Raw genomic sequence first — 23,148 nt, 5'->3', positions numbered from 1 at the left:
GGAAAGTTCATTTCCCCAGTTCTTCAAGGCTTTTGATGTCGTGCGGAACCGCGTCGCGGACCACCGGATCGCGGAAATCCGCGACCCGGTGGCGGCGGTCACGGTACGAGGTCGAGTTCGGCCCGGACGGTCTTACGGGGAAGGGGCCCGGGACTGACACCCCACCGATCCGCCAGCGCCTCGACGATCAGCAGGCCGCGCCCGGATTCGGCGTCGCCGTCCGGGACCGCCGCGCCCGCCGGAAGAGACGGAAGGCGGTCACCACGCGCATAGCTCACCTCGATCCGCAGCAGCGCGCCGCCGCCGTCGACCGCGAGGTCCAGTCGGAAGTCCCGCCCCGGCACCCGGCCATGGACCACGGCGTTGGCCGCCGGCTCGGCAACGATCTGTGCGGCCGGCTCCGACGGGATCCCCCACTCGCCCAGATGTGCGGTGGTGAGCAGCCGGGCGAGCCTGGCTCCCCGGCGGGTGGGCGACAGCGCCTGGGCGGACCTCGTGGCGTACGCCGCTGGTGGCTGACCGACAGCCGATCAGCGCGGGGTCAGCGTGTACCAGGCCGGTGAATCCGGGTCCCCGTACTCGTAGTTGAGCTCGATCCGGTCCGACGTGCCGCCGATCCGCCAGCCGTCGGTTCCGGCGTGGGCGGGGCAGCCGTCGATCCGTAGTCGTACGCGCTGACCCCAGGTCGTCGAGTCACCGGCCTCGTAGCTCCATGTGCCCCGGCCCGAACAGCGGTGCTTCGCCGGGTCCGGCCACGTGTCACCGGGTTCGGTCAGCGCGTCGGCGCGTGCCGTGCCGTCGGCGGCCAGGCGCAGCGTGCCGTCCCCGCCGTCGGTCCAGGTCCCGGCCAGTCGGCCGGTGTCGGCCTTCGGCGGGCGGTACTCCGTGATCAGGCCGGTGCCGTACAGGCCCGCGCCGATCCCGTACACGGCCACGACCGCCGCCACGCACCAGCCGGCCACGCCTCGCAACCGACGGCGTCGCAGCACGACCTCGCGGGCGGCGAGCGCGGGGACCGCCAGCAGCGCCGCGCCCGCCGGCCAGCACAGGAGCAGCGTGCCCGGGGCCGGACGCAGGGCGATGCCGGCCACGGCGGCGCCCACCGCGGCCGGGACCAGCGCGGCCACGGGGACCCACCACCACGCCTCGCGGCCGGTGAACCGGGCGCTCGCCCAGCGCGCCGCCTCCACGGTCGGGAGGATCACCAGCAGGCTCGCCACCAGGGCGAACGGGCCACCGAAGCAGAGCAGGAACGGCACCATCAGCAATGCGGCCGCAGGGTCGTCCGGCGGAGCGGGAGCCTGGAAGGCGAGTTCCACGAAACCCGCGATCTCCACGCCCAGCAGGACCAGCGTGAACTGGGTGATCGCGCTCGCCGTGATCGACCGGCCGCTCCACATCTCCGACACCGCGACGGGTGGCCTCGCGCCTCCCTCGATGTGCGTCGACACGCAACCTCCCCTCCCCATGCGACCCGCACCGCCCCGCACCGCCCGTACCGCCCCTGCCGCCGCCACTCGCCCCGTTGCCTTTTCCGTGGCCCCTCTACGGGGCGGCTGGCCCCAGGGCCAGTATGGCTGCGTGCCCTCTGTCGAAGCGCATGACCTGGGGGATGTCTCCGCAGACATCGAGGGCTTCCTCCGGACGAAGTGACGCACGCTCCACAGTCAGTCAGCCCTGATAGCGTCCGCGAGGTGATCGAAGCGAACGAAATTCTCGCCCAACTGGACACATGCGCCGCCGAGTTCAAGATCCCTCATCCCGACAACGGCTACTTCTACGCAGTGGATGCGCGGATGCACCTCTACCGGGACCCGGGGCGCTGGGCCCTGATCATCGAGACCGTGGGATACAACCCGCGCATGGGCAACCTCGTCAATGTCGTGGGCGCCTACGGGAATTGCCTGATCACCGGTGAACCGGGCTGTGGGGACGAGGGCATCCACTATCGCATCGAGAACATGGAGGAGATCGACGATCAGGAGACCTACGCAGGTGGTGCTCCCATGGTTGTCAGGGGCCGAACGCCGGCCGTGGAGGGGGAACCCGGCGAGCCGCTCGAAGTCGTGTTCCGCCGGCTGGTGCCGGAGTACCGGGATCTGATCCTTGCCGACGAAGCCGAAGTGCGGTCAAGGATTCCGGGGGACCTGCCGAAGGTCCTGCAACTGGAGGAATGGCATCAGCCGGAGGACATCGAGACACCTCCCAGCACGAGTGAGACCTACCAGCAGATCGCGGAAGCCCTGGCGTCCGGAGACATCGGACGCTACCGACCGAGCCTTTCGCCCAATACCCACTGGTCCAACTGGCCGGACTCCGGAACTCTGTGACCGGTCGCCGCACGTTCGGCGGAATTGCGCCCGCAACGCGGCACGGCGGGCGTCGAGTGAGTGAGCGAACTCCTCGTGAACACCGCCGCCGGGATTGCCGAAACAGACAGGGGCACCCCCCTGCCGCCACGCAGACAGGGCGGAAGCGGCTCCGAGCGGCTTGGAACCTCTCCGAGGCGTCTCCGGAGCGCGCAGTCCCGTTGTTCCGTCCGGATTCGCCGCCCCACCCCTTCCGAACTGATGCATCGTCAGTTTCAATGGGAAGCGTGATGGGACACGCAGGCATGGCCGCCACCGCCGTCAGGTACCTGAGGTCCGTCGGCGCCGCCACGAGTACCGGGCCGACGCCGGTCGATCCGCTGCCGCGCCCGGAACTGCGGGCTGTCGCGGACGGCGAGCGGCTCCCGGTGGACCCGGGGGAATTCCGGCGCGTACTGGGTCACTTCGCCAGCGGGGTCACCGTCGTCACCGCGCACGACCCGGACGACGAGGCGGGTCCGGCCGGCTTCGCCTGCCAGTCGTTCGCCTCGCTCTCCCTCGACCCGCCGCTGGTCGCGTTCATGGTCGCCCGTACGTCGACGACCTGGCCGCGCATCGCCCGCGCCGGGTCCTTCTGCGTCAACATCCTCGGCGCGCAACAGGGCGCGCTGTGCCGGAGTTTCGCGGTGAGCGGGGCCGACAAGTTCGCGGGGGTGCCGTACGGGCCGGCCCCCGCGACCGGATCGCCGCTGCTGGACTCCGTACCGGCCTGGATCGACTGCCGCATCCACGCCGTCCACACCGGCGGCGACCATCTGATCGTCGTCGGCCGGGTGGAGGCGCTGGGGGCGGTGGACGGGGGCGATCCGCTGCTGTTCCACCGGGGGAGGTTCGGGCGGTTCAGCGAGTGAGCGGGCCGCCGCCCGCCACCACCCGCCAGGCTCCGAGACCGGCCGGCGCCGTCAGCCGAGTCCCGCGGCGGCACCCGACGGCTCCGGGACCCGGCGGATCACCAGCGCCATCAGCGCCGCCGTCGCGCACAGCGCCCCCGAGGCGTACCAGACCACGTCGTACGAGCCGAACACGTCGCGCGCCACACCGCCCAGGAACGCCACCAGCGCCGCGCCCACCTGGTGGGAGGCGAGGACCCAGCCGAAGACGATGGCGCTGTCCTCGCCGTACTGCTCACGGCACAGGGCCAGCGTCGGCGGGACGGTGGCGACCCAGTCCAGACCGTAGAAGACGATGAAGAACACCATCGGCGGATGCACCGTCGGCGCCATCAGCATCGGCAGGAAGAGCAGCGAGACGCCGCGCAGCGCGTAGTAGACGGCGAGGAGGCGGCGGGCGTCGAAGCGGTCGGTGAGCCAGCCGGAGAAGACCGTGCCGATGATGTCGAAGACCCCGATGACGGCGAGCAGCGAGGCCGCGGCGGTGATGGGCATGCCGTGGTCGTGGGCCGACGGCACGAAGTGGGTCCGGATCAGCCCGTTGGTCGAGGCGCCGCAGATCGCGAACGTGCCCGCGAGCAGCCAGAACGGGCCGGTGCGTGCCGCGTCGGCCAGTACGCGTACGGTCCGCCGCGCCGCACCGCGCGCGGGTGCGGGCTTGGCCACGTAGGTGCCGCCGTACGGGGCGAGACCCGCATCGGCCGGATGGTCGCGCAGCAGGAGCCAGACGAACGGGACGACGACCAGCGCGGCGAGCGCCACGGTCACCGACGCCGGACGCCAGCCGTGCTCCGCGACGATCCAGGCGCACAGCGGCAGGAAGACCAGCTGTCCGGAGGCGCCGGCCGCGGTGAGGATGCCGGTGACCAGGCCGCGCCGGGCGACGAACCAGCGGTTGGTGACCGTGGCCGAGAAGGCCATCGCCATCGAGCCGGTGCCGAGGCCGACGAGCAGCCCCCAATAGATCATCAACTGCCAGGAAGCCGTCATCCAGACACTGGCCAGCGCCCCGGCCGCCACCGCCCCGAGCGCGACGACGACGACCCGGCGGATGCCGAACCGGTCCATCAGCGCGGCGGCGAACGGCGCGGTGAGCCCGTACAGCGCCATGTCGATCGAGACCGCGAGTCCGATCTCGCCGCGCGACCAGCCGAATTCCGTGTGGAGCGGGTCGATGAGGAGGCCGGGCAGGGAGTTGAACGCGGCGCCGCCGATGATCGTCACGAAGGTGACGGCGGCGACGAGCCAGGCGCGGTGAACGCGCAGGCGGGAGCGCCGGCCGGGGGCTACGGGGGTGGCCTGCCGGTCGTCGTCCCGGGCGGCGCTTTCGGTTGTCTGGGTCACGTCACTCAGCATCCGGTCCACGTTCAGGTGCGGACGAGTGGCCGGAGAGACACCATTCGAAGGGATCGGGCCAACAGCGATCGACGTCTTCCGGCCCAGCGGTGCTCGAAGGCGCGTACGATCGCCTGTCGCGGGGGAGGCCGTTACCGAACCGGGGGATCTCATGCAGTGGGCAGCACGCCAGCGGTTCCACCACCGCTCCGCGCTGATGCAGGCCTGGGGTGCCGTGCTGCTGGTCGTCGCCTGCGTCCTGTGGATCCGGCTGGGCTTCCTGCTGGCGGAACAGTGGGACGCGTACTGCTACCGCGTCTCGCAGTGCGAGGCGGTCACCGAGGTGCCGAAGCAGCTCACCGTCCTCGGGATCTCCGCCCTCCTGTCCGTCCTCGGCACGGCACTGCTCGTCGCGGGCAGTGTGCGCAGGCAGACCAGCGCCCATGTCTTCGAGGTCATCGAGATGCAGAAGTCCGAGGAGCGCGAGCGGGCGAAGCAGCAGAAGTGACCGGGGCCAGCACTGCCCAGGCGAACCCCGCCCCCACCGCGTACCAGAACAGATCGGGGGCGTTGAAGGTCGAGCCGAGCACCAGCCGCGCAACCGTGCTGTGGCGGGAGAGTTCCGCGGGCAGCCCGGTCAGCTGCAGCAGCTCGACCGACCAGCTGAACAGGAGCGCCGCTCCGGCCGTGACGACCGGCCGGGCGCGGGGCGCGGCCACGGCGACCAGGAAGCAGATCAGCACGGTGTAGAGCGCGTCCCCGGCGTACTTGGCGACGTCGCCGTCCGCGAACGCCCTGACGCCGAGCCCGGCGGCGACGGTCAGCACCGCGGCCCCGGCCGCGACCGCGCGTGCCCGTGACGCCGTCCGCGCCACCCGGGGCGCCGTCCCCTGCGGCCCGCTCCCGCTCACCCGATCCGCTCCAGCCGCCGGATCGGCCGGGCCACCAGCAGTACCGCCACCACCGCCATGTTGATCACCGCTCCGGCCAGCAGCACCTCGGGAGCGCCCACCCGGTCCGCGACCGGCCCCGCCAGCGCCCGGCCCGCCGCCATCATCAGCAGGGAGCCCGCCACGTCGTACGCGTGCAGACGGTTCAGCGCCTCGGGCGGCACATGGGTCTGGACCGTCGTCGACCACATCACCAGCCAGAACGCGAACGCCGCACCGGCCACGAACTGCCCCGTCCCGAGCGCGGCCACCGGCATGCCCAGGCCGAGCACCACCAGGTTCACGCAGACCGCGGTCAGCGCGACGGCTCCGGCCGCGAGCGGGCGGCGCGGTCGCAGCCGCAGGGCGAGCAGCCCGCCGACGACGCTGCCCGCGCCGTTCACCGCCATCATCACGCCGTACGTCCCCGAGCCGTGCGCCTCGGTGACCTGGACCGCGGTCAGCGGCAGCATCGGGCCGAGCACCGTGAAGCCGTACACCGTCCAGATCGCGATCACCCCCCACAGCCAGCTCCTGGCCCGGAACTCCCGCCACCCGTCGGCCAGTTCGGCGACGAATGTACCGCGGTGCACCTCGTCCGCCGGGGCCGGGGCGAGCCGCAGCAGGAAGAGGCAGAGGCCGGAGACCAGGAACGTCGACGCGTTCGCCGCGTAGACCGCGCCGGCACTGGCGAACCCGACGAGCATGCCCGCGAAGGCCGGGCCCGCCATGGTCATGAGCGCCTCGGAGACCCGGAGCACCGCGTTGGCACGCTGCACGTCCGGGGCGACCCGGGGCACGGTCGAGGCGACGCCCGGCTGGAAGAGCGCGGCGCCCACACCGGCCACCGCGCTCAGTGCGTACACCGCCCACAGCGGCGGGTTGCCGACGGCGAAGGAGACCGCCAGTACGGAGGCCCCGACCAGCCGCAGCGCATCGGCGATGATCATCATCCGGCGGGGGGTGAACCGGTCGGCCAGTACGCCGCCGAAGAGCACGAAGAGCGCCAGCGGCCCCATCCAGGCCGCCAGCGCGTACCCCACCGACGAGTGCGGCCGGCCGGCTCCCAGCAGGCCCGCGGTGAGCGCCACCGGGATCATGCCGTCACCGAAGAGCGCGGCGGTACGGGCAACGAAGAAGAGCCGGAAGTTACGGTTCCAGAGCTCGGCGGGCCGGATGTCCCCCAGGCCCGCACTCAGGCCCGCATCGAGGTCACCGCCCAGCGGCTCCCCACTCGAAGAGCCGGGCGAAAGGGGCGACGGGCTCTCGCCGCGAACGGCGGGAATGCGCGGGTACTCCGCTGACTTTTCCTTCACGGCAGTGACATGTATCAGTTGAAGGTCTATACCAGCTAGGGGTGAAGGGAGTCCGCCAATGCCGCACCGAATCGCCGTCCTGGCCCTCGACGGGCTGCTCCCCTTCGAACTGGGCATCCCACAAAGGATTTTCGGCCTGTCGCTCGGTTTCGAACCGCACAACAAGGGCCGCAAACTCTATGAAGTCGTGACCTGTTCCATCCGCCCGCCGGGCCCGATCCGCACCGACGCGGACTTCACGATCACCGTCGAACGCGGCCCGGAGACACTGGCCACCGCCGACACGATCGTGATCCCCGCCAGTTACGAACTCGGCTCCGTCTACACGGAGGGCAGGCTCACCGACGAGCTGACCGCCGCGTTCGCACACATCAGGCCGGGCACCCGGATGGTCTCCATCTGCACGGGCAGTTACGTGCTGGCCGCCGCCGGATATCTCGACGGGCGGCCCGCCACCACCCACTGGTCGCACGCCGACCACTTCCAGCAGCTCTTCCCCGAGGTCCGGGTCGACCCGGACGTCCTGTTCATCGACGACGGGGACGTACTGACCTCCGCCGGGGTCGCCGCCGGAATCGACCTCTGCCTGCACATCGTGCGCCGCGACCACGGCACCGCCGTCGCCAATGACGTCGCCCGTCGCACGGTCGTGCCCCCGCACCGGGACGGCGGACAGGCGCAGTACATCCAGCGCCCCGTGCCCGAGGCGCAGTTCGCGGCCACCACCTCGGCACGGACCTGGGCACTCGGCCGGCTGGAGCGTCCGATCCTGCTGCGCGACATGGCGCAGCAGGAGTCGATGAGCGTACGGACGTTCACCCGCCGGTTCCGGGAGGAGGTCGGGGTCAGCCCCGTGCAGTGGCTGACCCGGCAGCGGGTCGAGCGGGCCCGGCAGCTGCTGGAGTCGACGGACCTGTCGATCGACCAGGTGGCGCGGGACGCGGGCTTCGGGACGCCCACGTCGCTGCGGCAGCATCTGCAGGCGGCACTGGGGGTGTCCCCCACGGTGTACCGGCGCACATTCCGCGCGGGGAAGGTCTGACCGGGCGCGCGCCGGCCGTCACCCCTCCGTACGGCTCGGACCGCCCGCCCCGACGCCCTGGACGACCTCATGAGGTTCGTCACAGCGCCACCCTTGGACCGCGCCCGCCGTCGGGGCCCCGTCGTCGGCAACGCCCCACCCCCGCCGACCGATCCGGGGGCTCCTCCCCCAGCGGCCGGTGGTCGCTCCGCCCCAGAGCGACTTAGGTCACCCTTCCCTGTCGCCGCTTCCACCTGATAGGCATGTGAAGCACTACCGGCACTTCGGAAGTTTCGCCATGAAAAAGGAAAATCCAGACAGTCTCATACCCTTCATAATCGATCTGACGTTCGAGGAAGTGCGGCGCCGGGCCGAGGTCGTGACCGCACTCGGCCCCGACTGGGACCCGGTCGCCGCGCTCCAGGGCGAGGACGAGGCGTACGCGCTCCTCTACTCGGGCCTGGACGCCGAACAGCAGCGCACCTACGACCTGCTGGTGGCGGCAGGCGTCCTGCCGGGAAGGGGACCGGGGCGTGCGACTGCCCATTGATCCGCAGGCGGACGTGGCCCGCCGCGCCTGGATGCCCTGCCCCGTCTGCGACGACGCACGCCACTGCGAGAACTGTGCCGACCTCCGCACCTGCCGCGAGCACTGGCGCTACCTGATCTCCAACAACGGACCGGTCGTTCACCTCCAGTGTCCGCAGTGCACCCACATGTGGTCCGTAAACACGCGCCCCGACGTCACCCCGCGCGACAGCGGCGCCTTCGGCGACTGACCGACGGCAACGCGGCCGGGCGCGGTGCCGGGGCACGCGAGCCCGGCAGCGGGTCGAGCGGGCCCGGCAGCCGCTGGAGTCGACGGACCCGTCGATCGACCAGGTGGGCGCGGGACGCGGGCTTCGGGACGCCCACGTCGCTGCGGCAGCACCTGCGGGCGGCACTGGGAGTGTCCCCCCACGCGCATGTTTCGCGCGGGACGGGCGCAGGCGGCCTTCTCCGGCACAGCGGCGTCGGCCGCCGCGCCCGTCTCGCACGCACGCACGGCCGGGCCCGCGGAGCGAGACGCGGCACTCCGGCCCGGCTTCGGTCGTGTGCAGGCCGCCCGCCGGATCACGGTGACCCTTGTCGGCCGGGCCTCGTACGGCGGCGTGAGGAGCCGCGGGGGTGCAGGACCGCCGGAACGGTCAGGGCGCCAGGGGGTGGTGACGGGACGGTGGGAGAAAGGCGGGAGACCAGGGCCGTCACCGCGGTCTCGGCGATCGTCGCAGGGCGCAGGGTCACGGTGCTCACCGGCGGATCGTTCTCGGCGTAGGCCGGGTCCTCGCTGGCGCAGACGAGGAGGAGGTCGTCGGGGATCCGCAGGCCATGGCGGACCGCCGCAGCCAGAACCTGGCGGCCGCCGGGGTCGTAGACCGTGTAGACCGCGTCGCAGGCACGGGCGGCGAAGACCGCGTCGAAGGCATGGCCCGGGGTGTCGTACGGGTCGCAGGTGAGCAACAGCGTCTTGTGGCCGTGCTCGCGGCACCACTGCTCGTACGTGCGGGTCACGGCCCGGGTGTAGTGCTCGTCGCCGTACCCGGCGTGCAGGGCGATCCGCCGGGCGCCCGAGGCCGCCAAGTGACCGAGGACCTCGCGGGTGGTGGCGGTGTGGTCGTTGTCGACCCAGACGTCCGCGGGCCTCGGATCGACGGGCCGGCCGTCGAAGACGAGCGGGATGCCTCGGGCGCGCAGAGCGCGCAGCACCGGGTCGCCCGCGGGGCTGTCGAGGAGCAGCATGCCGTCCACGGTGAGGGTGTGCCACGGCGTCTCGGCACCGCGGGCGGCGGGGAGGATGGTCAGGGCGTAGCCGTGGGCGTGCGCGGTGGCGGTGGCGGCGGTCAGGAGCCGGGCGAAGTACGGGACTTCGAGGAAGTTCCAGGCCGATCCGGCATAGGTCGTGACGGCCACGCCCAGGGTCCCCCCGGTCCGCGGGGTCCGCCGGGCGCCGTAGCCGAGCGCGGTGGCCACCTCGCGGACCCGGCGGCGCGTGGCGTCGGCGAGCCGGCCGGTTCCGTTGAGAGCGTGCGAGACGGTGGCGGTGGAGACCTCCGCGGCGCGGGCGACATCGGCGAGAGTGGGCCCTGACATGGCGCCATCGTATGGATGGCGGTGCGGATTCCGTCGTACGGGGTGGGTTCTGGTTACGGCGTTAATCAATGAGGGTCCGGCCACGGTAACGCAGCTCAACCCTTGGAGTAGCCATGACTTCCTCTTTCGCCCGGCGGAGCCTGCTCGCCGCTGGTGCCGCCGGACTGGTGGGGGCGGCGGCCGGCCCCGCGGCCGCCGCACAGCGGGGTGCCGCCCACCGCAGTTCCGCGGCCATGGTCATCCACAACGCACGGGTGTTCACCGGGCTGTCCGGCGCCCGCCCCGTCGAGGCCGTGGCCGTCGGGCGCGACGGCCGGATTCTCGCCACCGGCCGGAATCGCGAACTGCGCCGCCTCGCCGGACGGGACACCGAGATCGTCGATGCGCGCGGGGCCACCGTGATGAGCGGCATCCACGACGGCCATGTGCACCCGCTCGGCGCCGGCGAACGTTCACTGCGCCCCTCCCTGGAGGGCGCCGAGACGACCGCCGAGCAACTCCTGGCGATCCTCACGGGTTTCCTCAAGGACACGCCCGGCCAGGAGCCCGACGGCTGGCTGGTGGTCTCGGACTGGAACCCGGTCGGGCTGCTGCCGCAGGGCACCCTGCCCCACCACTCCCTGCTCGACACCCTCCCCACCCGTCGCCCGATCGCCCTTCTCGGGGGCGACGGCCACAACGCCTGGGTCAACGCCCGCGCCCTTCAGATCGCGGGCATCACCGCGGCGACCCCCGATCCGGTGGGCGGGAAGATCGTGAAGGGGCCGGACGGGAAGCCCAGCGGGGTGCTCAAGGACGACGCCCAGGGCCTGGTGACCCGCCACATCCCGGAGCCGAGCGAGGCCGAACTGGTCGCCGCCTGCTCCCGGGTCCTCGCCCAGGTGGCGGCCTCCGGGGTGACCACGATGATGGACGCGGCCGTCGGGCGGAGTGAGTTGACGACGTACCAGGCCCTCGCAAAGGCGGGGAAGTTGCCGCAGCGGATCGTCCCCGCGATCAGGATCGACACGGACCTGGCGAAGGACCCTGTGGCGGCGCTCGCCCATGCGCGCGGGCTGCAGCACGCGTTCCGGGACGTACCTGGGCTGCGGTTCGGGATGAGCAAGGTGTTCCTCGACGGGGTGATCGAGTACCCGGCGCAGACCGCGGCGCTCCTGGAGCCCTATCTGGACGGCTCGGGACACCCGACGGACAACCGGGGTGAGCTGTATGTCTCCGGGCAGGATTACGGGCGGCTGACCGCGGCCTTCAACCGGGCCGGCTGGCAGCTGCACGCCCATGGGCTCGGTGACCGCGCGGTGCGCACGGCACTCGACGGATATGCGTACGCCCGGCGCACGACCGGGCTGCGCGACGCCCGGAACACCATCGCACACCTCCAGCTGGTGGACCCGGCGGATCTGGGACGGTTCGCCGCGCTGGGCGTGGTGGCCTGCATGCAGCTCCAGTGGGCGGAGCAGGACACGTGGACGATGGATGCCCTCCTGCCGTACATCGGGCCCGAGCGGCACCGGTGGATGTACCCCGCCCGCTCGCTGGAGCGGCACGGGGCCCGGCTCTCCGGCGGCTCGGACTGGCCGGTGGACCCGCTCCAGGTGTGGAACCAGGTCCGTACGGCGATCGACCGCACGGGCGCGGAGGGCGACGGGCCGCTCTACCGGGAGTTGGAGGGGCTGAGCCGTACGTCGGCGCTGCGCATGCACACGCACGGGACGGCATGGCAGCTGCGCATGGACCATCTGACGGGAACGGTCCGGCGTGGTCTGGCCGCGGATCTGATCGTTCTCGACCGTGATGTGACGCGATGCCCGGTGGCGGACATCAGTGACACCCGCGTCGAACTGACCCTGGTGGGCGGCCGGGTCGTCCACGACGCGCGCACCTCGGCGGGCCGGGCCGCGGCCGCGCGAGTCGACCGGGCCGCCACCGCGCCCCGCCCGTCGGCATACGCGGCGGTGCACGGCGGACGGCACAGGGCCTGCGGCTGCGACCGGCCGTAGCGGTCCTTGGCTCCGCGCCCCTGCTCGGCGAACGGCGCCCGTGCGGGGTGCGCCCCGCACGGAACGCCGTCCGGCAGGGGCGGCCGCAACAGCCGCTCACTTCCCGCTGCCCCCACGCTCGCTGCGTTGTCGGGCTCGCCCCGATACGACCAGTATCGGGGCGACCCTCCGCCTTGCGATCGCACGCACCGGACGCCGCCCGGCCCGCCCTGCGGGCGGACGACGCTACTTTCGAAACACTCCCTAGAACACCAGCACCCCCCGCGCCACCCGGCCGTGGTGGGCGTCGTCCGCCGCCTTGGCGAAGTCCTCCACCGGGTAGGTCTCGGTGACGAGTTCGTCCAGCAGCAGCCTGCCCTCCCGGTACAGGTCCGCATAGAGCGCGATGTCCCGCTGCGGGCGCGAGGAGCCGTACCGGCAGCCCAGGACGGACTTGTCCAGGAACAACGACGAGACCAGGAAGGACGCCTCGGCCGTCGCCGCGGGGACACCCAGCAGCACCGCCTGACCGTGCCGGTCCAGCAGGTCGATCGCGGTACGGATCAGCTCCGTACGGCCCACGCACTCGAAGACGTGGTCGGCGCCGTGCGGCAGGATCTCCCGCACGGCCTCTGCCGACGTCAGGAAGTGCGTCGCGCCGAACTGCCGCGCCATCGCCTCCTTCGCCGGGTTGGCGTCGACGGCGACGATCGTCAGGGCGCCCGCGATCCGGGCACCCTGGATGACGTTGAGTCCGATGCCGCCGGTGCCGATGACCACGACGGTGTCGCCCCGGTCGACCTTCGCCCGGTTCAGTACGGCTCCGACTCCCGTCACCACCCCGCAGCCGATCAGCGCGGCCGAGGTGAGCGGCAGATCGGTGGGGATCTTCACCGCCTGCACGGCCTTGACCAGGGTCCGTTCGGCGAAGGCCGAGTTGGACGCGAACTGGTACAGCGGCTTCCCGTGCCGCGAGAAGGGCTGCCCCGGCATCCCGATCGCCTTGCGGCACATCGTCGGCCGGCCCCGGTCGCACTGCGCGCACGCCCCGCAGCTGGCCAGCGTGGACAGCGACACATGGTCGCCGGGCACCACATGGCCGACGCCCGCGCCGACCGCCGCCACCACGCCCGCGCCCTCGTGCCCGAGCACCACCGGCGACGGGAACGGGATCGTCCCGTCGATCACCGACAGGTCGCTGTGGCACAGCCCCGCCGCGGCCACCGCCACCAGCACCTCGCCGGGGCCCGGATCGCGTATCTCCAGATCGTCGACGACCTCGGTCCGCTTGCCGTCGAAGACGACGCCTCTCATCTCGGCTCCCTCGGTAGGCCGAGCGCCCGCTCGGCGATGATGTTCACGCGTTCGGCCGGGCCTTCGCCGCAGCCGCCGCGGCCATCTCCTCCAGCCGGGCCAGCATCGGCATCGGGTCCGTGCCCACCGTCCCCGGCAGGAAGTCGGCGATCCGTTCCGGGGTCCAGGCCCCGTCCGCGTACCCCGCCCGCAGCTCCCTCGGCTGGGCCCAGACCGCGATCTTCGGACCGGCGATCGTGTACACCTGGCCGGTGATCCCCTCCTTGCGGGCCCGTTCGCTGAGCAGGTAGACGACGAGCGCCGCCACGTCCTCCGGCTCGCCGATCTCCTTGAGTTCCATGGGCACATTGGCGGACATCCGGGTGCGGGCGACCGGGGCGACGGCGTTCGCCGTGACGCCGTACTTGTGCAGGCCGAGCGCCGCGCTCCGCACCAGCGAGATGATCCCGCCCTTCGCGGCGCTGTAGTTGGCCTGGGCGACGCTGCCCTGGTGGTTGCCGCTGGTGAAGCCGATCAGCGTGCCGCCGCCCTCCTGCTTGCGCATCACCGCCGACGCGGCCCTGAACACGGTGAAGGTGCCCTTGAGATGGGTGGCGACGACCGGATCCCACTCCTCCTCGGACATGTTGAACAGCATCCGCTCCCGCAGGATGCCGGCCACGCACACGACCCCGTCGATCCGCCCGTACCGCGCGAGCGCCGTGTCCACGATCCGCTGCCCGCCCGCCATCGTGGAGATGTCGTCGGCGACGGCCACCGCCTCGCCGCCCGCCGCCTCGATCTCCTTCACGACGGACTCGGCTATCTCGCTGCTCGGCTCACCGCCCTCGATGGAGACGCCGTAGTCGTTGACGACGACTCTCGCCCCCTCGGCCGCCGCCGCGAGCGCGACCGCCCTCCCGATGCCGCGTCCGGCACCCGTCACGGCCACCACTTTGCCTGCCAAGAAGTTCCCCATGCCCGGCCCCTTCCCGCGGTTTCTGACGGACCGTTAGATTTTATGGGCCATCGGGTTCACGAACACAAGCCCCAGGAGGTACCCATGTCACTGCCGCCCGAGTTCCACGACATCGCCAAGCGGATCAACAACTGGGGCCGCTGGGGCGCCGACGACGAGATCGGCACACTCAACCTGATCACCGACAGCGTCGTGCGGGAGGCCGCCGCCACGGTCCGCACCGGGCTGCGTGTCCCGCTCGCACTCCCCCTCCAGCAGGACGGCGTCCAGAGCGGGCTGATCCCCGGAAGGATCAATCCACTGCACACCATGGTCCAGATCAACCAGGAGCTCTTCGGCCCCGGCACCGTCGCCACCAGCGACGACACGGCGGTCCTGAGCCTGCAGACGGCCACCCACTGGGACGCCCTCACCCATGTCTCGCACTCGGGAAGGATCTACAACGGCCGGCCGGCCGACACGATCACCGCGCACGCCGGCGCCCGGTACAGCGGGATCGACAAGGCGCCGCACATCGTCTCGCGCGGCGTGCTGCTCGACGTGGCCCGCGCGCACGGCGTGGACCGGCTGCCCGGGGACCACGCCGTCACCCCCGAGGACCTGGGCGCGGCCGAGGAACTGGCGGGGGTCCGGGTGAGGGCCGGGGACATCGTGCTCGTACGGACGGGGCAGGTGCGGGTGTACCTGGCGGGCGACAAGCACGCGTACGGCTACCCGTCACCCGGTCTCTCCGTCAAGACGCCCGAGTGGTTCCGCGCGCGCGATGTGGCGGCGGTCGCCAACGACACCCTGACCTTCGAGATCTTCCCGCCCGAGATCGAGGATCTGTGGCTGGGCGTGCACGCGCTGGACCTGGTCGAGATGGGCATGCCGCAGGGCCAGAACTGGAACCTGGAGACGCTGTCCACAGCCTGTGCGGACGAGAGGCGGTACGCCTTCCTGCTCTCCGCGATGCCGGAGCCGTTCGTCGGTGCCACGGGCACCCCGGTCGCCCCGGTCGCCATCCTGTGAAGGGGCACGGACCGGCGCCGGAACGCGGCCCGGACCGATTGCTTTAACCTTTATGCACGATGCGTGACGGCACGCGAAGGCTTGTACGCCTCACGGTCCGCGTCGTCCGCGCCCCGCACACCATGAGCGGCCCCTTGGGTGCCATGAGCCGCTTGAGTGCCGGGAACGCCCGTGCCGCCGGGGTGCACCGGCACCGCCCGGACCGGCGGGACGTCCCGGTCGATCTCGCACCAGATGCGCTTCCCCGCACCCTCCGGCTGCCAGCCCCAGCGGTCGGCGAGGCCGTCGACGAGCTCCAGGCCCCGGCCACCGGTGTCCTCACCCCGTGCGTGGCGCTGCAGCGGCGGACGGCAACTGGTGTCGGCCACCTCGACCCGTACGGTCCCGGTCGCGCCCGCCGAGCCGAACAGCATGCGCAGCACGGCCGGACAGCCGGTGTGCACCACCGCGTTGGTGACCAGCTCCGAGATCAGCAGGATGAGCGTCTCGGCCAGCGGCTCGTCGTCCCTTATCCCGGACCCGAGCAGTCTCGACCGCGCCCACCTGCGGGCCCGCCCGACCTCCGCGGGATCCGGCCCGACCTCCAGCTGAACCTGAAGCACCTGCACCGCTCACACCATCCAGACCGGCGGACACATCGCCTCGCGCCTCCTCAGGGTCACGGAACGTGATTCCCTTGCGAGACAGCATGGTTGACGTACAGTCACCGCAACAAGCGCTTCGGGCATATTCCAGCGCGAAGGAGTACGCGTGGTGCATACTGTGCGACGCACGTTGCGGGGAGTCGAACAGAGGCACAGCGAGACCGCGGGAGCCGTCTCCCGAGCAGGCCCGGCGCTTCTGCCTGGAATGCGAGCAGGGCACCTCTTCCGGACCGGAGCCGCCGCACGGGCAACACCCGGATCACCCGGTTCCAGAACCTCTCGCATCCCACGGAGCGTACCCGAGCCCGGCGCCGACTCCACCCCGTGACGAATCACACAAAGGACACAAGCCGACATCGGTCCCGACCGACTGCACTGCGTAACTCCGCAGCGTGAGGCCCAAACACCGGCCTGTGACATCCGCGACCCCGGCAGCCCCCGATCGCCGCGCCGCCGAAGCCTGCACGGAACCCGTCCGGCTTCAGCACAGGTCCGCCGCAAGCGCTTCCTCGGCCGCCGCCGCCGCGATCCACCGACCGGACCGCAGCCATGCCCGCTTGAGGTGCAGATGCACATCCGCCTCCCAGGTGAAGCCCATGCCGCCGTGCACCTGAAGGCAGTCCCGCGCGTTGCGGACCGCCGCCTCGTCGGCGAGCAGTTTGGCACCCGCGATCTCCGTCCGGTCCCCGGTCAGGGCCGCGGCGTAGACGGCGGCACGGGCCAGTTCGGCGCGGACCAGCATCTCGGCGCACAGGTGTTTGACCGCCTGGAAGGACCCGATCGGCGAACCGAACTGTTCACGTTCACCGGCGTGCCGGACGGCCATCTCGGTCGTGCGCGAGGCGCTGCCGAGTTGCTCGGCGGCGGCGAGCAGGGCGCCTTCCTCGCGCAGCCGCTCCGCACCGGGCAGGGGCTCACCCGGCCCGACCGGTCCGGTGACCCGCCACAGGGGTGTGAACGGGTCGAGCGACCGCACGGGCCGGGCGGACTCCCGTGTCCCCGCGACGTCCCGCGCCGTCCCGCCGGTCAGGACCCGTACCTCCCCGGGCCCGAGGACCAGCAGTGCGTCCGCGTCCCCCAGATGTTCCACCGGCTGCCCCGCATCCAGCACGGTGACCACCGTCGCGCCCTCCGCCGCCCCCTCCACCACGCCCGCCGCGAGGTGGGTGGCGATCAGTGGCCCCGGCAGCAGCGACCGTCCCGCCTCCTCGAAGAGGAGGACCGATTCGGGCAGCCCGAGCCCGACACCGCCCTGTGCCTCCGGCAGCCGCAGCGCGAAGAAGCCGGACTCACCGAGCTCCCGCCACAGCGCCCGGTCGATGCCCGTGCCGCCGTCGAGAGCCGCCCGCATCCGGTCCCTGCCGAAACGCCCGGCCAGAAGTTCCCGTATCCCCGCCCCGAGGGCCCGCTGGTCGTCCGAGAGCTGGAAGTCCATGAGTGGTGTCAGCGCCCCTTCGGCAGGCCGAGGATCCGCTCGGCGACGATGTTCCGCTGGATCTGCGAGGTGCCCGCGGCGATGGTGTACGAGAGCGAGGAGAGCCGGTCCAGGACCCACTCCCGGTCCAGGTCCCCGCTGTCCGCGCCGAGCACCTCGGCGGCCGCCTCGTACAGTTCCTGGCGTGCGTGCGAGTAGCGCAGCTTGAAGACCGAGCCGCCGGTGCCGGGCACGCCCCCGGTCCGCTGGGCCTCGCCGACGTTCCACTGGGTGAGCCGCCACAGCGCCCGGAATTCGGCGTTCAGCCTGCCCAGCCTGCGACGTAGGACCGGGTCGTCCCAGCGCCCGTTCGTCCGTGCCTCGGCGGCCAGGGCGTCCAGCGTGCGGCGGCAGGCGACGACCTCGCCGACGAACGCCGTACCGCGCTCGAAGGAAAGGGTGACCATGGTGACGCGCCAGCCGTCGTTCTCCGCGCCGACGCGGTGCGAGACGGGCACCCGCACCTCGTCGAGGAACATCTCGGCGAACTCGGTGGACCCGGCGAGGGTGCGCAGCGGGCGGACGGTGACGCCGGGCGCGTCCATCTCCATCGCGAGCCAGCTGATGCCGCGGTGCCTGGGTGCCGCGGGGTCCGTCCGCACCAGCAGTTCGCACCAGTCGGCGACCTCCGCGTGCGAGGTCCAGATCTTGCTTCCGCTCACCACGTAGTGGTCGCCGTCGCGCACCGCACGGGTGCGCAGCGAGGCGAGGTCCGAGCCCGCGTCGGGCTCGCTGAACCCCTGGCACCAGATCTCGTCCCCGCGCAGCACCGGCGGCAGCCAGCGCGCCCGTTGTCCGGCGGTGCCCTCGGCCGCGATCGTCGGCCCTGCGTGCAGCAGCCCGACGAAGTTGGCGCCGACGTAGGGGGCGCCGGCCTTCTCCGTCTCCTCCAGGAAGATCAGATGCTGGGTCGGGGTGGCGCCCCGCCCGCCCGCGTCGGCGGGCCAGTGCAGGCCCGCGTAGCCCGCGTCGTACAGCATCCGCTGCCAGGCGGTGTCGTAGGCGCGCCGCCCCGGCCAGTCGTCCGGGGCGGGCTTCGCGGGCAGGGTGGGCAGCACGGACGCCAGCCACTCGCGCAGCCGCGCCCGGAACTCCTCCTCGGCCTCCGTGTAGGCGAGATCCATCGTGTGCCTACTTGTCCCGGTCCAGGTCCAGACCGAGCATCCGGATCGCGTTTCCGCGCATCAGTTTGTAGACGGTCTCGTCGTCCAGTCCCTTGACGTGGTCGAGGGCGACCTCCTTCGTGTGCGGGAAGGTCGAGTCGACGTGCGGGTAGTCGGTCTCGAAGGTGGCGTTGTCCCGTCCGACGACGTCGAGCGAGGCGACCCCGTGCTTGTCGCGGAAGAAGCAGCAGAACATCTGGCGGTAGTAGTACGTGGACGGCGGCTCGGGAATCAGGTCGCGCACCCCGCCCCAGGCCCGGTGCTCCTCCCAGACGTCGTCGGCGCGCTCCAGGGCGTACGGGATCCAGCCCATCTGGCCCTCGCTGTAGGCGAGCTTGAGCCGGGGGAACCGCACCAGGACGCCGCTGAACAGGAAGTCCATCATCGAGGCCATGGCGTTGTTGAAGGAGAGGCTGGCCTGGACGGCGGGCGGGGCGTCGGGGGAGGCGGCGGGCATCTGGGAACTGGACCCGATGTGCATGTTGACGACCGTGCCGGTCTCCTGGCAGGCCGCGAAGAACGGGTCCCAGTATCCGGTGTGGATCGAGGGCAGGCCGAGGTACGTGGGGATCTCGGAGAAGGTCACCGCACGCACCCCGCGCGCCGCGTTCCGCCTGATCTCCGCCACGGCCAGGTCGATGTCCCAGAGCGGGATGATGCAGAGCGGGACGAGCCGGCCGCCGCTGTCGCCGCACCACTCCTCCACCATCCAGTCGTTGTAGGCGCGCACGCAGGCGAGGGCGACCTCCTTGTCGTGGGCCTCGGCGAACGTCTGGCCGCAGAAGCGCGGGAAGGTGGGGAAGCAGAGACTCGCCTCGACGTGGTTGAGGTCCATGTCCTTGAGGCGCTCGGCCGGGTCCCAGCAGCCGGGCCGCATCTCGGCCCGGGTGATCCCCTCCAGCGTCATGTCGTCGCGGTCGAAGCCCACGGCGGCGATGTTCCGCTTGTACGGGAACTTCAGGTCCTCGTAGATCCACCAGTCGGTGGGCGGCCCGTCCGGATCCATCGTGATGACGTACTTGCCCCCGGTGTACGCCAGCTCACCGATGCCCGCGGTGAGCGGCTGCGGGCCGCGCTCACGGTATTTGGCGGGCAGCCAGGTCGAGAAGAGGTGCGGCGGCTCGATCACATGGTCGTCGACGCTGACGATCCGAGGCAGTTCCGTCATGGTGTCCCCTTCGGCGCACGCTTGAGGTCCTTCGGCCGTGGTTCCGACGGGCCGTCTCCGTACGAGTGTTTCTGATGGTCCGTCAGATTTATTGCGATCCTCAGGCTAGCCCCGCACCCCTGGACCGACAAGGCGCAGCGCTCTACGCTCTGCGCACGATCTGACTACCCGTCAGCTGTGAGGGGTTCGCCGTGAACGAGACCGCACACGCGCTGAGCGCATCGGGCACCTTCTGGGAGCTCGTCGAACGCCGGGCCGCCCTGACGCCGGACCGCCCGTTCCTGATCCAGGACGACCGCACCCTCACCTTCGGTGAGCTGCGCGACCGCGGCGAACGGGTCGCGGCCGGGCTGTGGGGCATGGGCGTCCGCCCCGGCGGTGTCGTCGCCTGGCAGCTGCCGACCCGCCTGGAGACGGTGCTGCTGTCGTTCGCGCTGACCCGGATCGGGGCCGTGCAGTCGCCCGTCATCCCGTTCTACCGGGACCGCGAGGCGGGGTTCGCGCTGCGCGAGTCGAAGGCCGGCTTCTTCGCGGTGCCGGGCACCTGGCGCGGCTTCGACCACACGGCGATGGCGCACCGGCTGACGGCGGGGGCCGCACACCCGCCGCTGGTCTTCGAGGCGTACGCGTCGCTGCCGGACGGCGACCCGTCCGTGCTGCCTCCCCCGCCCTCCGACGGGACGGCGGTGCGCTGGATCTACTGGACCTCGGGCACCACCTCCGACCCGAAGGGGGTCCTGCACACCGACCGCAGCCTGATCGCGGGCGGATCCTGTCTGGCCCACGCGCTGCGCCTGTCGGCGGACGACATCGGCTCGGTGGCCTTCCCGTTCGCCCATGTCGGCGGGCCGGACTACGCGGTGATGCTGCTGCTGTACGGCTTCCCGGCGGTCCTCTTCGAGCACTTCGCGATGCCGGGGGCACTGGAGGGCTACCGGCGCCACGGGGTGACGGTCGCGGGCGGGTCCACCGCGTTCTACTCGATGTTCCTGACCGAACAGCGCAAAACCCCGGACCGGAAGCCGGTCCCCAGCCTCAGGCTGCTGGCGGGCGGCGGGGCGCCGAAGCCGCCGGAGCTCTACCACGCGGTGGTGCGGGAGATGGGCGTCCAGCTGACCCACGGGTACGGCATGACCGAGGTCCCCATGATCACGATGGGCGCCCCCGACGACACCGCGGAGCACCTCGCCGGGACGGAGGGGCGTCCGCCCGAAGGCATGGAGATACGCATCACCGACGAGGACGGCAAGGCGCTGCCCTACGGCACGGAGGGCGAGGTGCGGCTCCGCGGGGAGGCCGTCTGCGAGGGCTATCTGGACCCGGGGGCGACGGCGGCGGCCTTCGACGCGGAAGGGTTCCTGATCACCGGTGATGTCGGCAGGGTCGAGCCGAGCGGGCACCTGGTGCTCACCGGGCGGCTCAAGGACATCATCATCCGCAAGGGCGAGAACATCTCCGCCAAGGAGATAGAGGACCTGCTGCACCGGCACCCGGACGTCGGGGACGTGGCGGTGATCGGGCTGCCGGACCCGGAGCGCGGCGAACGCGTCTGCGCGGTCGTGGAACAGCCTGCGGGCGCCGCGCCCCTGACCCTGCCGGGGATCACCGGCCATCTGCGGGCGGCGGGCCTCGCCGTGCACAAGCTGCCGGAACAACTGGAGGTGGTGGCGGCGCTGCCGCGGAACGAGGCGCTGCGCAAGGTGCTGAAGTACCGGCTGCGGGAGCGGTTCTCCTGACGGGAGGGGAGGGCGGGGCGTCGCGCCCTCCCCCGGTGCCGGGCGGGGCGCCCCCGGCTCCGGTCAGCCCCGGTACGGCGGTGTGAGACCCCAGTCCCACCTGGGCATCGGGGTATCGGGCAGCGGGGGCGGGTTGGGGCCCGAGTAGATCAGTGCCATCCGCGTGCCCCACTCAAGGTAGTACGCGAGGACCCCACGGAACTCGGGGTCGTCCGGCAGGCCGACCTCGTCGGCGGTGTCCATCAGCAGAGCCACCCAGCGGCGGCGGATCCCGGGGGTCAGTGAGAAGGTGCTGGTCCAGCGGCTGCGCGGGCTGGAGGCCGGAGGACTGATCGAGCGGCGGTCCGACGGCAAAAGCCCGCCGGAGGTCCAGTACCGGCTGACCGAGGAAGGGCTGAGCCTGGTGCCCGTACTGGAGACGCTGTACGACTGGGGATCGCGACGCGCGGCACGCACCGGTGTCCGGATCGAGCCCCCGGAGTGACCGCATCCGCCTCGCCGGCGGCCGGGGCCGGGCGCCGCGAGCCCGAGGGGTTGCGTGCCTCTGCCGGGTGGGGGGGCGGAGCTCGTTCCGTCCGCCCCCTCCCCGTGCGTCCCTACGCGTCCGGTTCGATCACGGTGAAGTACGTGGCGAACGCCGCCACCACCCCGTCCTCGGTGATCCTGCCGTCCTGGTCCGTGTCCAGGCTCCGCGCCGCGACACCCGCCGTCTCCGCGCTCGCGCCCAGCACCCGCAGGGCCCGCTCCACGCCGGGGACGGAGGCCGCGCCCTCGTCGTCCCGGTCCGCCACGGCGAGCGCCGCGCGCAGGAAGGGGCGGGCGATCTCCGCGAAGCGCTCCGGATTGTCGCGCAGCCGCTTCACCGCCCCGCCCACGAACTCCTCCCGGGTGACGCGCTGGTCCCCGTCGACGTCGGCGATGCCCGCCATGCCCTGCCAGAGGGCCTCGGCCCCGGTGTAGAGCGCCTGCCCCTTGTCGCAGCGGGCCGTCGTACCGAATTCGGTCAGCAGACGGGCCGCGGCGGCACTGAAATCCGCGCGATCGATGTATCCGTTGCCGTCCTGGTCGAAGGCGGCGAAGCGGAAGGCGATCTTGCGCTCATACTCTGCGCTGTCCATGCGGGGAGCGTACGACGCCGGCCGGCGCCACGTGTCGCTTACGGCCTCGCCCGCGATCGTCGGCCCGGTCGCGGGCGAGGCCGTCACGCGCTCCGCCTGTGTGACGACCCGGCCTTCGACGCCGCGCGCTTCTCGCTCCACGGCTCGGAGCCTGTCGGGTGACCTCGGCCCGCCCGGTCGGAGGTCACCCGACAGGCTCTCAGGCCGAGAGCGGCTGTGCCTCGTCGTCGACGGCCGTGTACCGGTCGGGGTAGACCTCGAAGAGACGGCGTACGCCGAGGGCGGCGAGCACCCGGTTGACGTGGGACCCCTCCTCCGCGCCGCGGGCCGGGAGGATCAGCCGCAGCCGGCCCCCGCAGGAACGCATCAGGCGGCGGGAGGCGATCAGTACCCCGACGCCGCTGGAATCGCAGAACAGGACCTCGGACAGGTCGAGCACCACATCGTGGCGCCCCGCGGCCACCGCCTCATGGACGGACTGCCGCACGGCGGGCGACGTCAGCAGATCCAGTTCGCCGCGTATGCGCAGCACGGTCCAGTCGTCCTGCACGGTCTCGGCCACCTTCAGTGTCACGTGACTGGGCCTCTCGTTC

At 71.9% G+C, this 23,148-nt stretch carries 25 protein-coding genes and 1 pseudogene; 11 read left to right on the top strand and 15 right to left on the bottom strand.

Annotated elements, in window-relative coordinates; translation table 11 throughout:
* Positions 1–98 precede the first annotated feature (98 nt).
* Together ACIQCZ_RS01710 and ACIQCZ_RS01705 are read right to left on the bottom strand one after the other, a co-directional pair.
* Positions 99–479 carry an ATP-binding protein gene (locus tag ACIQCZ_RS01710; protein ID WP_402280175.1) on the bottom strand — a complete coding sequence of 127 codons (381 nt, stop codon included), beginning with the start codon at positions 477–479 and terminating at the stop codon, positions 99–101.
* Between the two features lie 51 nt (positions 480–530).
* Positions 531–1,451 (bottom strand): hypothetical protein, encoded by a 921-nt coding sequence (locus ACIQCZ_RS01705; protein WP_402278702.1) that lies wholly within the window; start codon positions 1,449–1,451, stop codon positions 531–533.
* Between the two features lie 243 nt (positions 1,452–1,694).
* Here ACIQCZ_RS01705 and ACIQCZ_RS01700 point away from each other — a divergent pair, with 243 nt between their 5' ends.
* Entirely contained in the window at positions 1,695–2,330 is a 636-nt protein-coding gene (locus tag ACIQCZ_RS01700; RefSeq protein ID WP_402278700.1) for a DUF7003 family protein, read from the top strand.
* 284 nt (positions 2,331–2,614) lie between these two features.
* Complete coding sequence (locus tag ACIQCZ_RS01695) at positions 2,615–3,220, top strand: flavin reductase family protein (RefSeq protein ID WP_402280173.1); 606 nt, start codon at positions 2,615–2,617, stop codon at positions 3,218–3,220.
* A gap of 51 nt (positions 3,221–3,271) precedes the next feature.
* On the opposite strand, the gene ACIQCZ_RS01690 is transcribed toward ACIQCZ_RS01695, so the two are convergent.
* On the bottom strand, positions 3,272–4,615 hold the full coding sequence (locus ACIQCZ_RS01690) for an MFS transporter (protein ID WP_402278698.1): 1,344 nt from the start codon (positions 4,613–4,615) through the stop codon (positions 3,272–3,274).
* Between the two features lie 151 nt (positions 4,616–4,766).
* On the opposite strand from ACIQCZ_RS01690, the gene ACIQCZ_RS01685 reads away from it, so the two are divergent.
* Positions 4,767–5,102, top strand: coding sequence for a hypothetical protein (locus ACIQCZ_RS01685; protein WP_376271974.1), 336 nt, complete (start codon positions 4,767–4,769; stop codon positions 5,100–5,102).
* Here ACIQCZ_RS01685 and ACIQCZ_RS01680 read toward each other — a convergent pair.
* Positions 5,050–5,505 carry a DUF2809 domain-containing protein gene (locus ACIQCZ_RS01680; RefSeq protein ID WP_402278696.1) on the bottom strand — a complete coding sequence of 152 codons (456 nt, stop codon included), beginning with the start codon at positions 5,503–5,505 and terminating at the stop codon, positions 5,050–5,052. The genes ACIQCZ_RS01685 and ACIQCZ_RS01680 overlap by 53 nt on opposite strands.
* Positions 5,502–6,839 (bottom strand): MFS transporter, encoded by a 1,338-nt coding sequence (locus ACIQCZ_RS01675; protein WP_402278694.1) that lies wholly within the window; start codon positions 6,837–6,839, stop codon positions 5,502–5,504. Before ACIQCZ_RS01675 ends, ACIQCZ_RS01680 begins: the two co-directional genes overlap by 4 nt.
* Positions 6,840–6,897: 58 nt before the next feature.
* Between ACIQCZ_RS01675 and ACIQCZ_RS01670 the strand changes: the two genes are divergently transcribed.
* The 4 genes and pseudogenes from ACIQCZ_RS01670 to ACIQCZ_RS01655 all read left to right on the top strand — a co-directional run.
* Entirely contained in the window at positions 6,898–7,881 is a 984-nt protein-coding gene (locus ACIQCZ_RS01670; RefSeq protein ID WP_402278692.1) for a GlxA family transcriptional regulator, read from the top strand.
* 277 nt (positions 7,882–8,158) lie between these two features.
* The gene (locus ACIQCZ_RS01665) at positions 8,159–8,410 is read left to right on the top strand and encodes a DUF6400 family protein (protein ID WP_402278690.1); all 252 of its coding nucleotides are present in this window, start codon (positions 8,159–8,161) and stop codon (positions 8,408–8,410) included.
* Positions 8,394–8,639, top strand: coding sequence for a hypothetical protein (locus tag ACIQCZ_RS01660; RefSeq protein ID WP_351072496.1), 246 nt, complete (start codon positions 8,394–8,396; stop codon positions 8,637–8,639). Before ACIQCZ_RS01665 ends, ACIQCZ_RS01660 begins: the two co-directional genes overlap by 17 nt.
* Before the next feature lie 43 nt (positions 8,640–8,682).
* A pseudogene (locus tag ACIQCZ_RS01655) lies at positions 8,683–8,818 on the top strand (helix-turn-helix domain-containing protein); the annotation flags it as partial.
* A gap of 155 nt (positions 8,819–8,973) precedes the next feature.
* On the opposite strand, the gene ACIQCZ_RS01650 reads toward ACIQCZ_RS01655, so the two are convergent.
* Positions 8,974–9,990 (bottom strand): LacI family DNA-binding transcriptional regulator, encoded by a 1,017-nt coding sequence (locus ACIQCZ_RS01650; RefSeq protein ID WP_402278687.1) that lies wholly within the window; start codon positions 9,988–9,990, stop codon positions 8,974–8,976.
* 113 nt (positions 9,991–10,103) lie between these two features.
* Here ACIQCZ_RS01650 and ACIQCZ_RS01645 point away from each other — a divergent pair, with 113 nt between their 5' ends.
* Positions 10,104–11,990: an amidohydrolase gene (locus ACIQCZ_RS01645; RefSeq protein WP_402278685.1), complete on the top strand. Its 1,887-nt coding sequence runs from the start codon at positions 10,104–10,106 to the stop codon at positions 11,988–11,990.
* Positions 11,991–12,233: 243 nt separating this feature from the next.
* Here the strand turns inward: ACIQCZ_RS01645 and ACIQCZ_RS01640 are convergent, their stop codons facing one another.
* Together ACIQCZ_RS01640 and ACIQCZ_RS01635 are read right to left on the bottom strand one after the other, a co-directional pair.
* A complete protein-coding gene (locus ACIQCZ_RS01640; protein ID WP_402278683.1) occupies positions 12,234–13,283 on the bottom strand; it encodes a Zn-dependent alcohol dehydrogenase in 1,050 nt (349 codons plus the stop codon).
* A 43-nt stretch (positions 13,284–13,326) separates the two neighbouring features.
* Complete coding sequence (locus ACIQCZ_RS01635) at positions 13,327–14,241, bottom strand: SDR family oxidoreductase (protein WP_402278682.1); 915 nt, start codon at positions 14,239–14,241, stop codon at positions 13,327–13,329.
* Positions 14,242–14,325: 84 nt separating this feature from the next.
* Here ACIQCZ_RS01635 and ACIQCZ_RS01630 point away from each other — a divergent pair, with 84 nt between their 5' ends.
* Positions 14,326–15,252 carry a cyclase family protein gene (locus tag ACIQCZ_RS01630; RefSeq protein ID WP_402278680.1) on the top strand — a complete coding sequence of 309 codons (927 nt, stop codon included), beginning with the start codon at positions 14,326–14,328 and terminating at the stop codon, positions 15,250–15,252.
* Positions 15,253–15,302: 50 nt separating this feature from the next.
* Here ACIQCZ_RS01630 and ACIQCZ_RS01625 read toward each other — a convergent pair whose 3' ends face one another.
* The 4 genes from ACIQCZ_RS01625 to ACIQCZ_RS01610 all read right to left on the bottom strand — a co-directional run bounded on the left by ACIQCZ_RS01625 (position 15,303) and on the right by ACIQCZ_RS01610 (position 19,701).
* Positions 15,303–15,860 carry an ATP-binding protein gene (locus ACIQCZ_RS01625; RefSeq protein ID WP_402278678.1) on the bottom strand — a complete coding sequence of 186 codons (558 nt, stop codon included), beginning with the start codon at positions 15,858–15,860 and terminating at the stop codon, positions 15,303–15,305.
* 517 nt (positions 15,861–16,377) lie between these two features.
* Positions 16,378–17,331 carry an acyl-CoA dehydrogenase family protein gene (locus tag ACIQCZ_RS01620; RefSeq protein ID WP_402278676.1) on the bottom strand — a complete coding sequence of 318 codons (954 nt, stop codon included), beginning with the start codon at positions 17,329–17,331 and terminating at the stop codon, positions 16,378–16,380.
* Between the two features lie 8 nt (positions 17,332–17,339).
* The gene (locus ACIQCZ_RS01615) at positions 17,340–18,494 is read right to left on the bottom strand and encodes an acyl-CoA dehydrogenase (protein WP_402278674.1); all 1,155 of its coding nucleotides are present in this window, start codon (positions 18,492–18,494) and stop codon (positions 17,340–17,342) included.
* Between the two features lie 7 nt (positions 18,495–18,501).
* Positions 18,502–19,701 (bottom strand): amidohydrolase family protein, encoded by a 1,200-nt coding sequence (locus ACIQCZ_RS01610; RefSeq protein ID WP_402278672.1) that lies wholly within the window; start codon positions 19,699–19,701, stop codon positions 18,502–18,504.
* A 191-nt stretch (positions 19,702–19,892) separates the two neighbouring features.
* Between ACIQCZ_RS01610 and ACIQCZ_RS01605 the strand changes: the two genes are divergently transcribed.
* On the top strand, positions 19,893–21,437 hold the full coding sequence (locus ACIQCZ_RS01605; RefSeq protein ID WP_402278670.1) for a class I adenylate-forming enzyme family protein: 1,545 nt from the start codon (positions 19,893–19,895) through the stop codon (positions 21,435–21,437).
* Between the two features lie 63 nt (positions 21,438–21,500).
* Here the strand turns inward: ACIQCZ_RS01605 and ACIQCZ_RS01600 are convergent, their stop codons facing one another.
* Positions 21,501–21,680 carry a hypothetical protein gene (locus ACIQCZ_RS01600; RefSeq protein ID WP_402278668.1) on the bottom strand — a complete coding sequence of 60 codons (180 nt, stop codon included), beginning with the start codon at positions 21,678–21,680 and terminating at the stop codon, positions 21,501–21,503.
* Between ACIQCZ_RS01600 and ACIQCZ_RS01595 the strand changes: the two genes are divergently transcribed.
* Positions 21,673–21,921, top strand: a complete 249-nt coding sequence (locus ACIQCZ_RS01595; RefSeq protein ID WP_402278666.1) for a winged helix-turn-helix transcriptional regulator — start codon at positions 21,673–21,675, stop codon at positions 21,919–21,921. The genes ACIQCZ_RS01600 and ACIQCZ_RS01595 overlap by 8 nt on opposite strands.
* A 112-nt stretch (positions 21,922–22,033) precedes the next feature.
* On the opposite strand, the gene ACIQCZ_RS01590 is transcribed toward ACIQCZ_RS01595, so the two are convergent.
* Both ACIQCZ_RS01590 and ACIQCZ_RS01585 read right to left on the bottom strand, forming a co-directional pair.
* Complete coding sequence (locus ACIQCZ_RS01590) at positions 22,034–22,555, bottom strand: EF-hand domain-containing protein (RefSeq protein WP_365691146.1); 522 nt, start codon at positions 22,553–22,555, stop codon at positions 22,034–22,036.
* A 199-nt stretch (positions 22,556–22,754) separates the two neighbouring features.
* Positions 22,755–23,129, bottom strand: a complete 375-nt coding sequence (locus ACIQCZ_RS01585; protein ID WP_402278664.1) for an STAS domain-containing protein — start codon at positions 23,127–23,129, stop codon at positions 22,755–22,757.
* Between the last annotated feature and the right edge of the window lie 19 nt (positions 23,130–23,148).

This window comes from Streptomyces sp. NPDC093149 (assembly GCF_044754145.1).
Lineage (GTDB): Bacteria > Actinomycetota > Actinomycetes > Streptomycetales > Streptomycetaceae > Streptomyces.
This window is presented reverse-complemented; position numbering and strand designations above follow the sequence as displayed.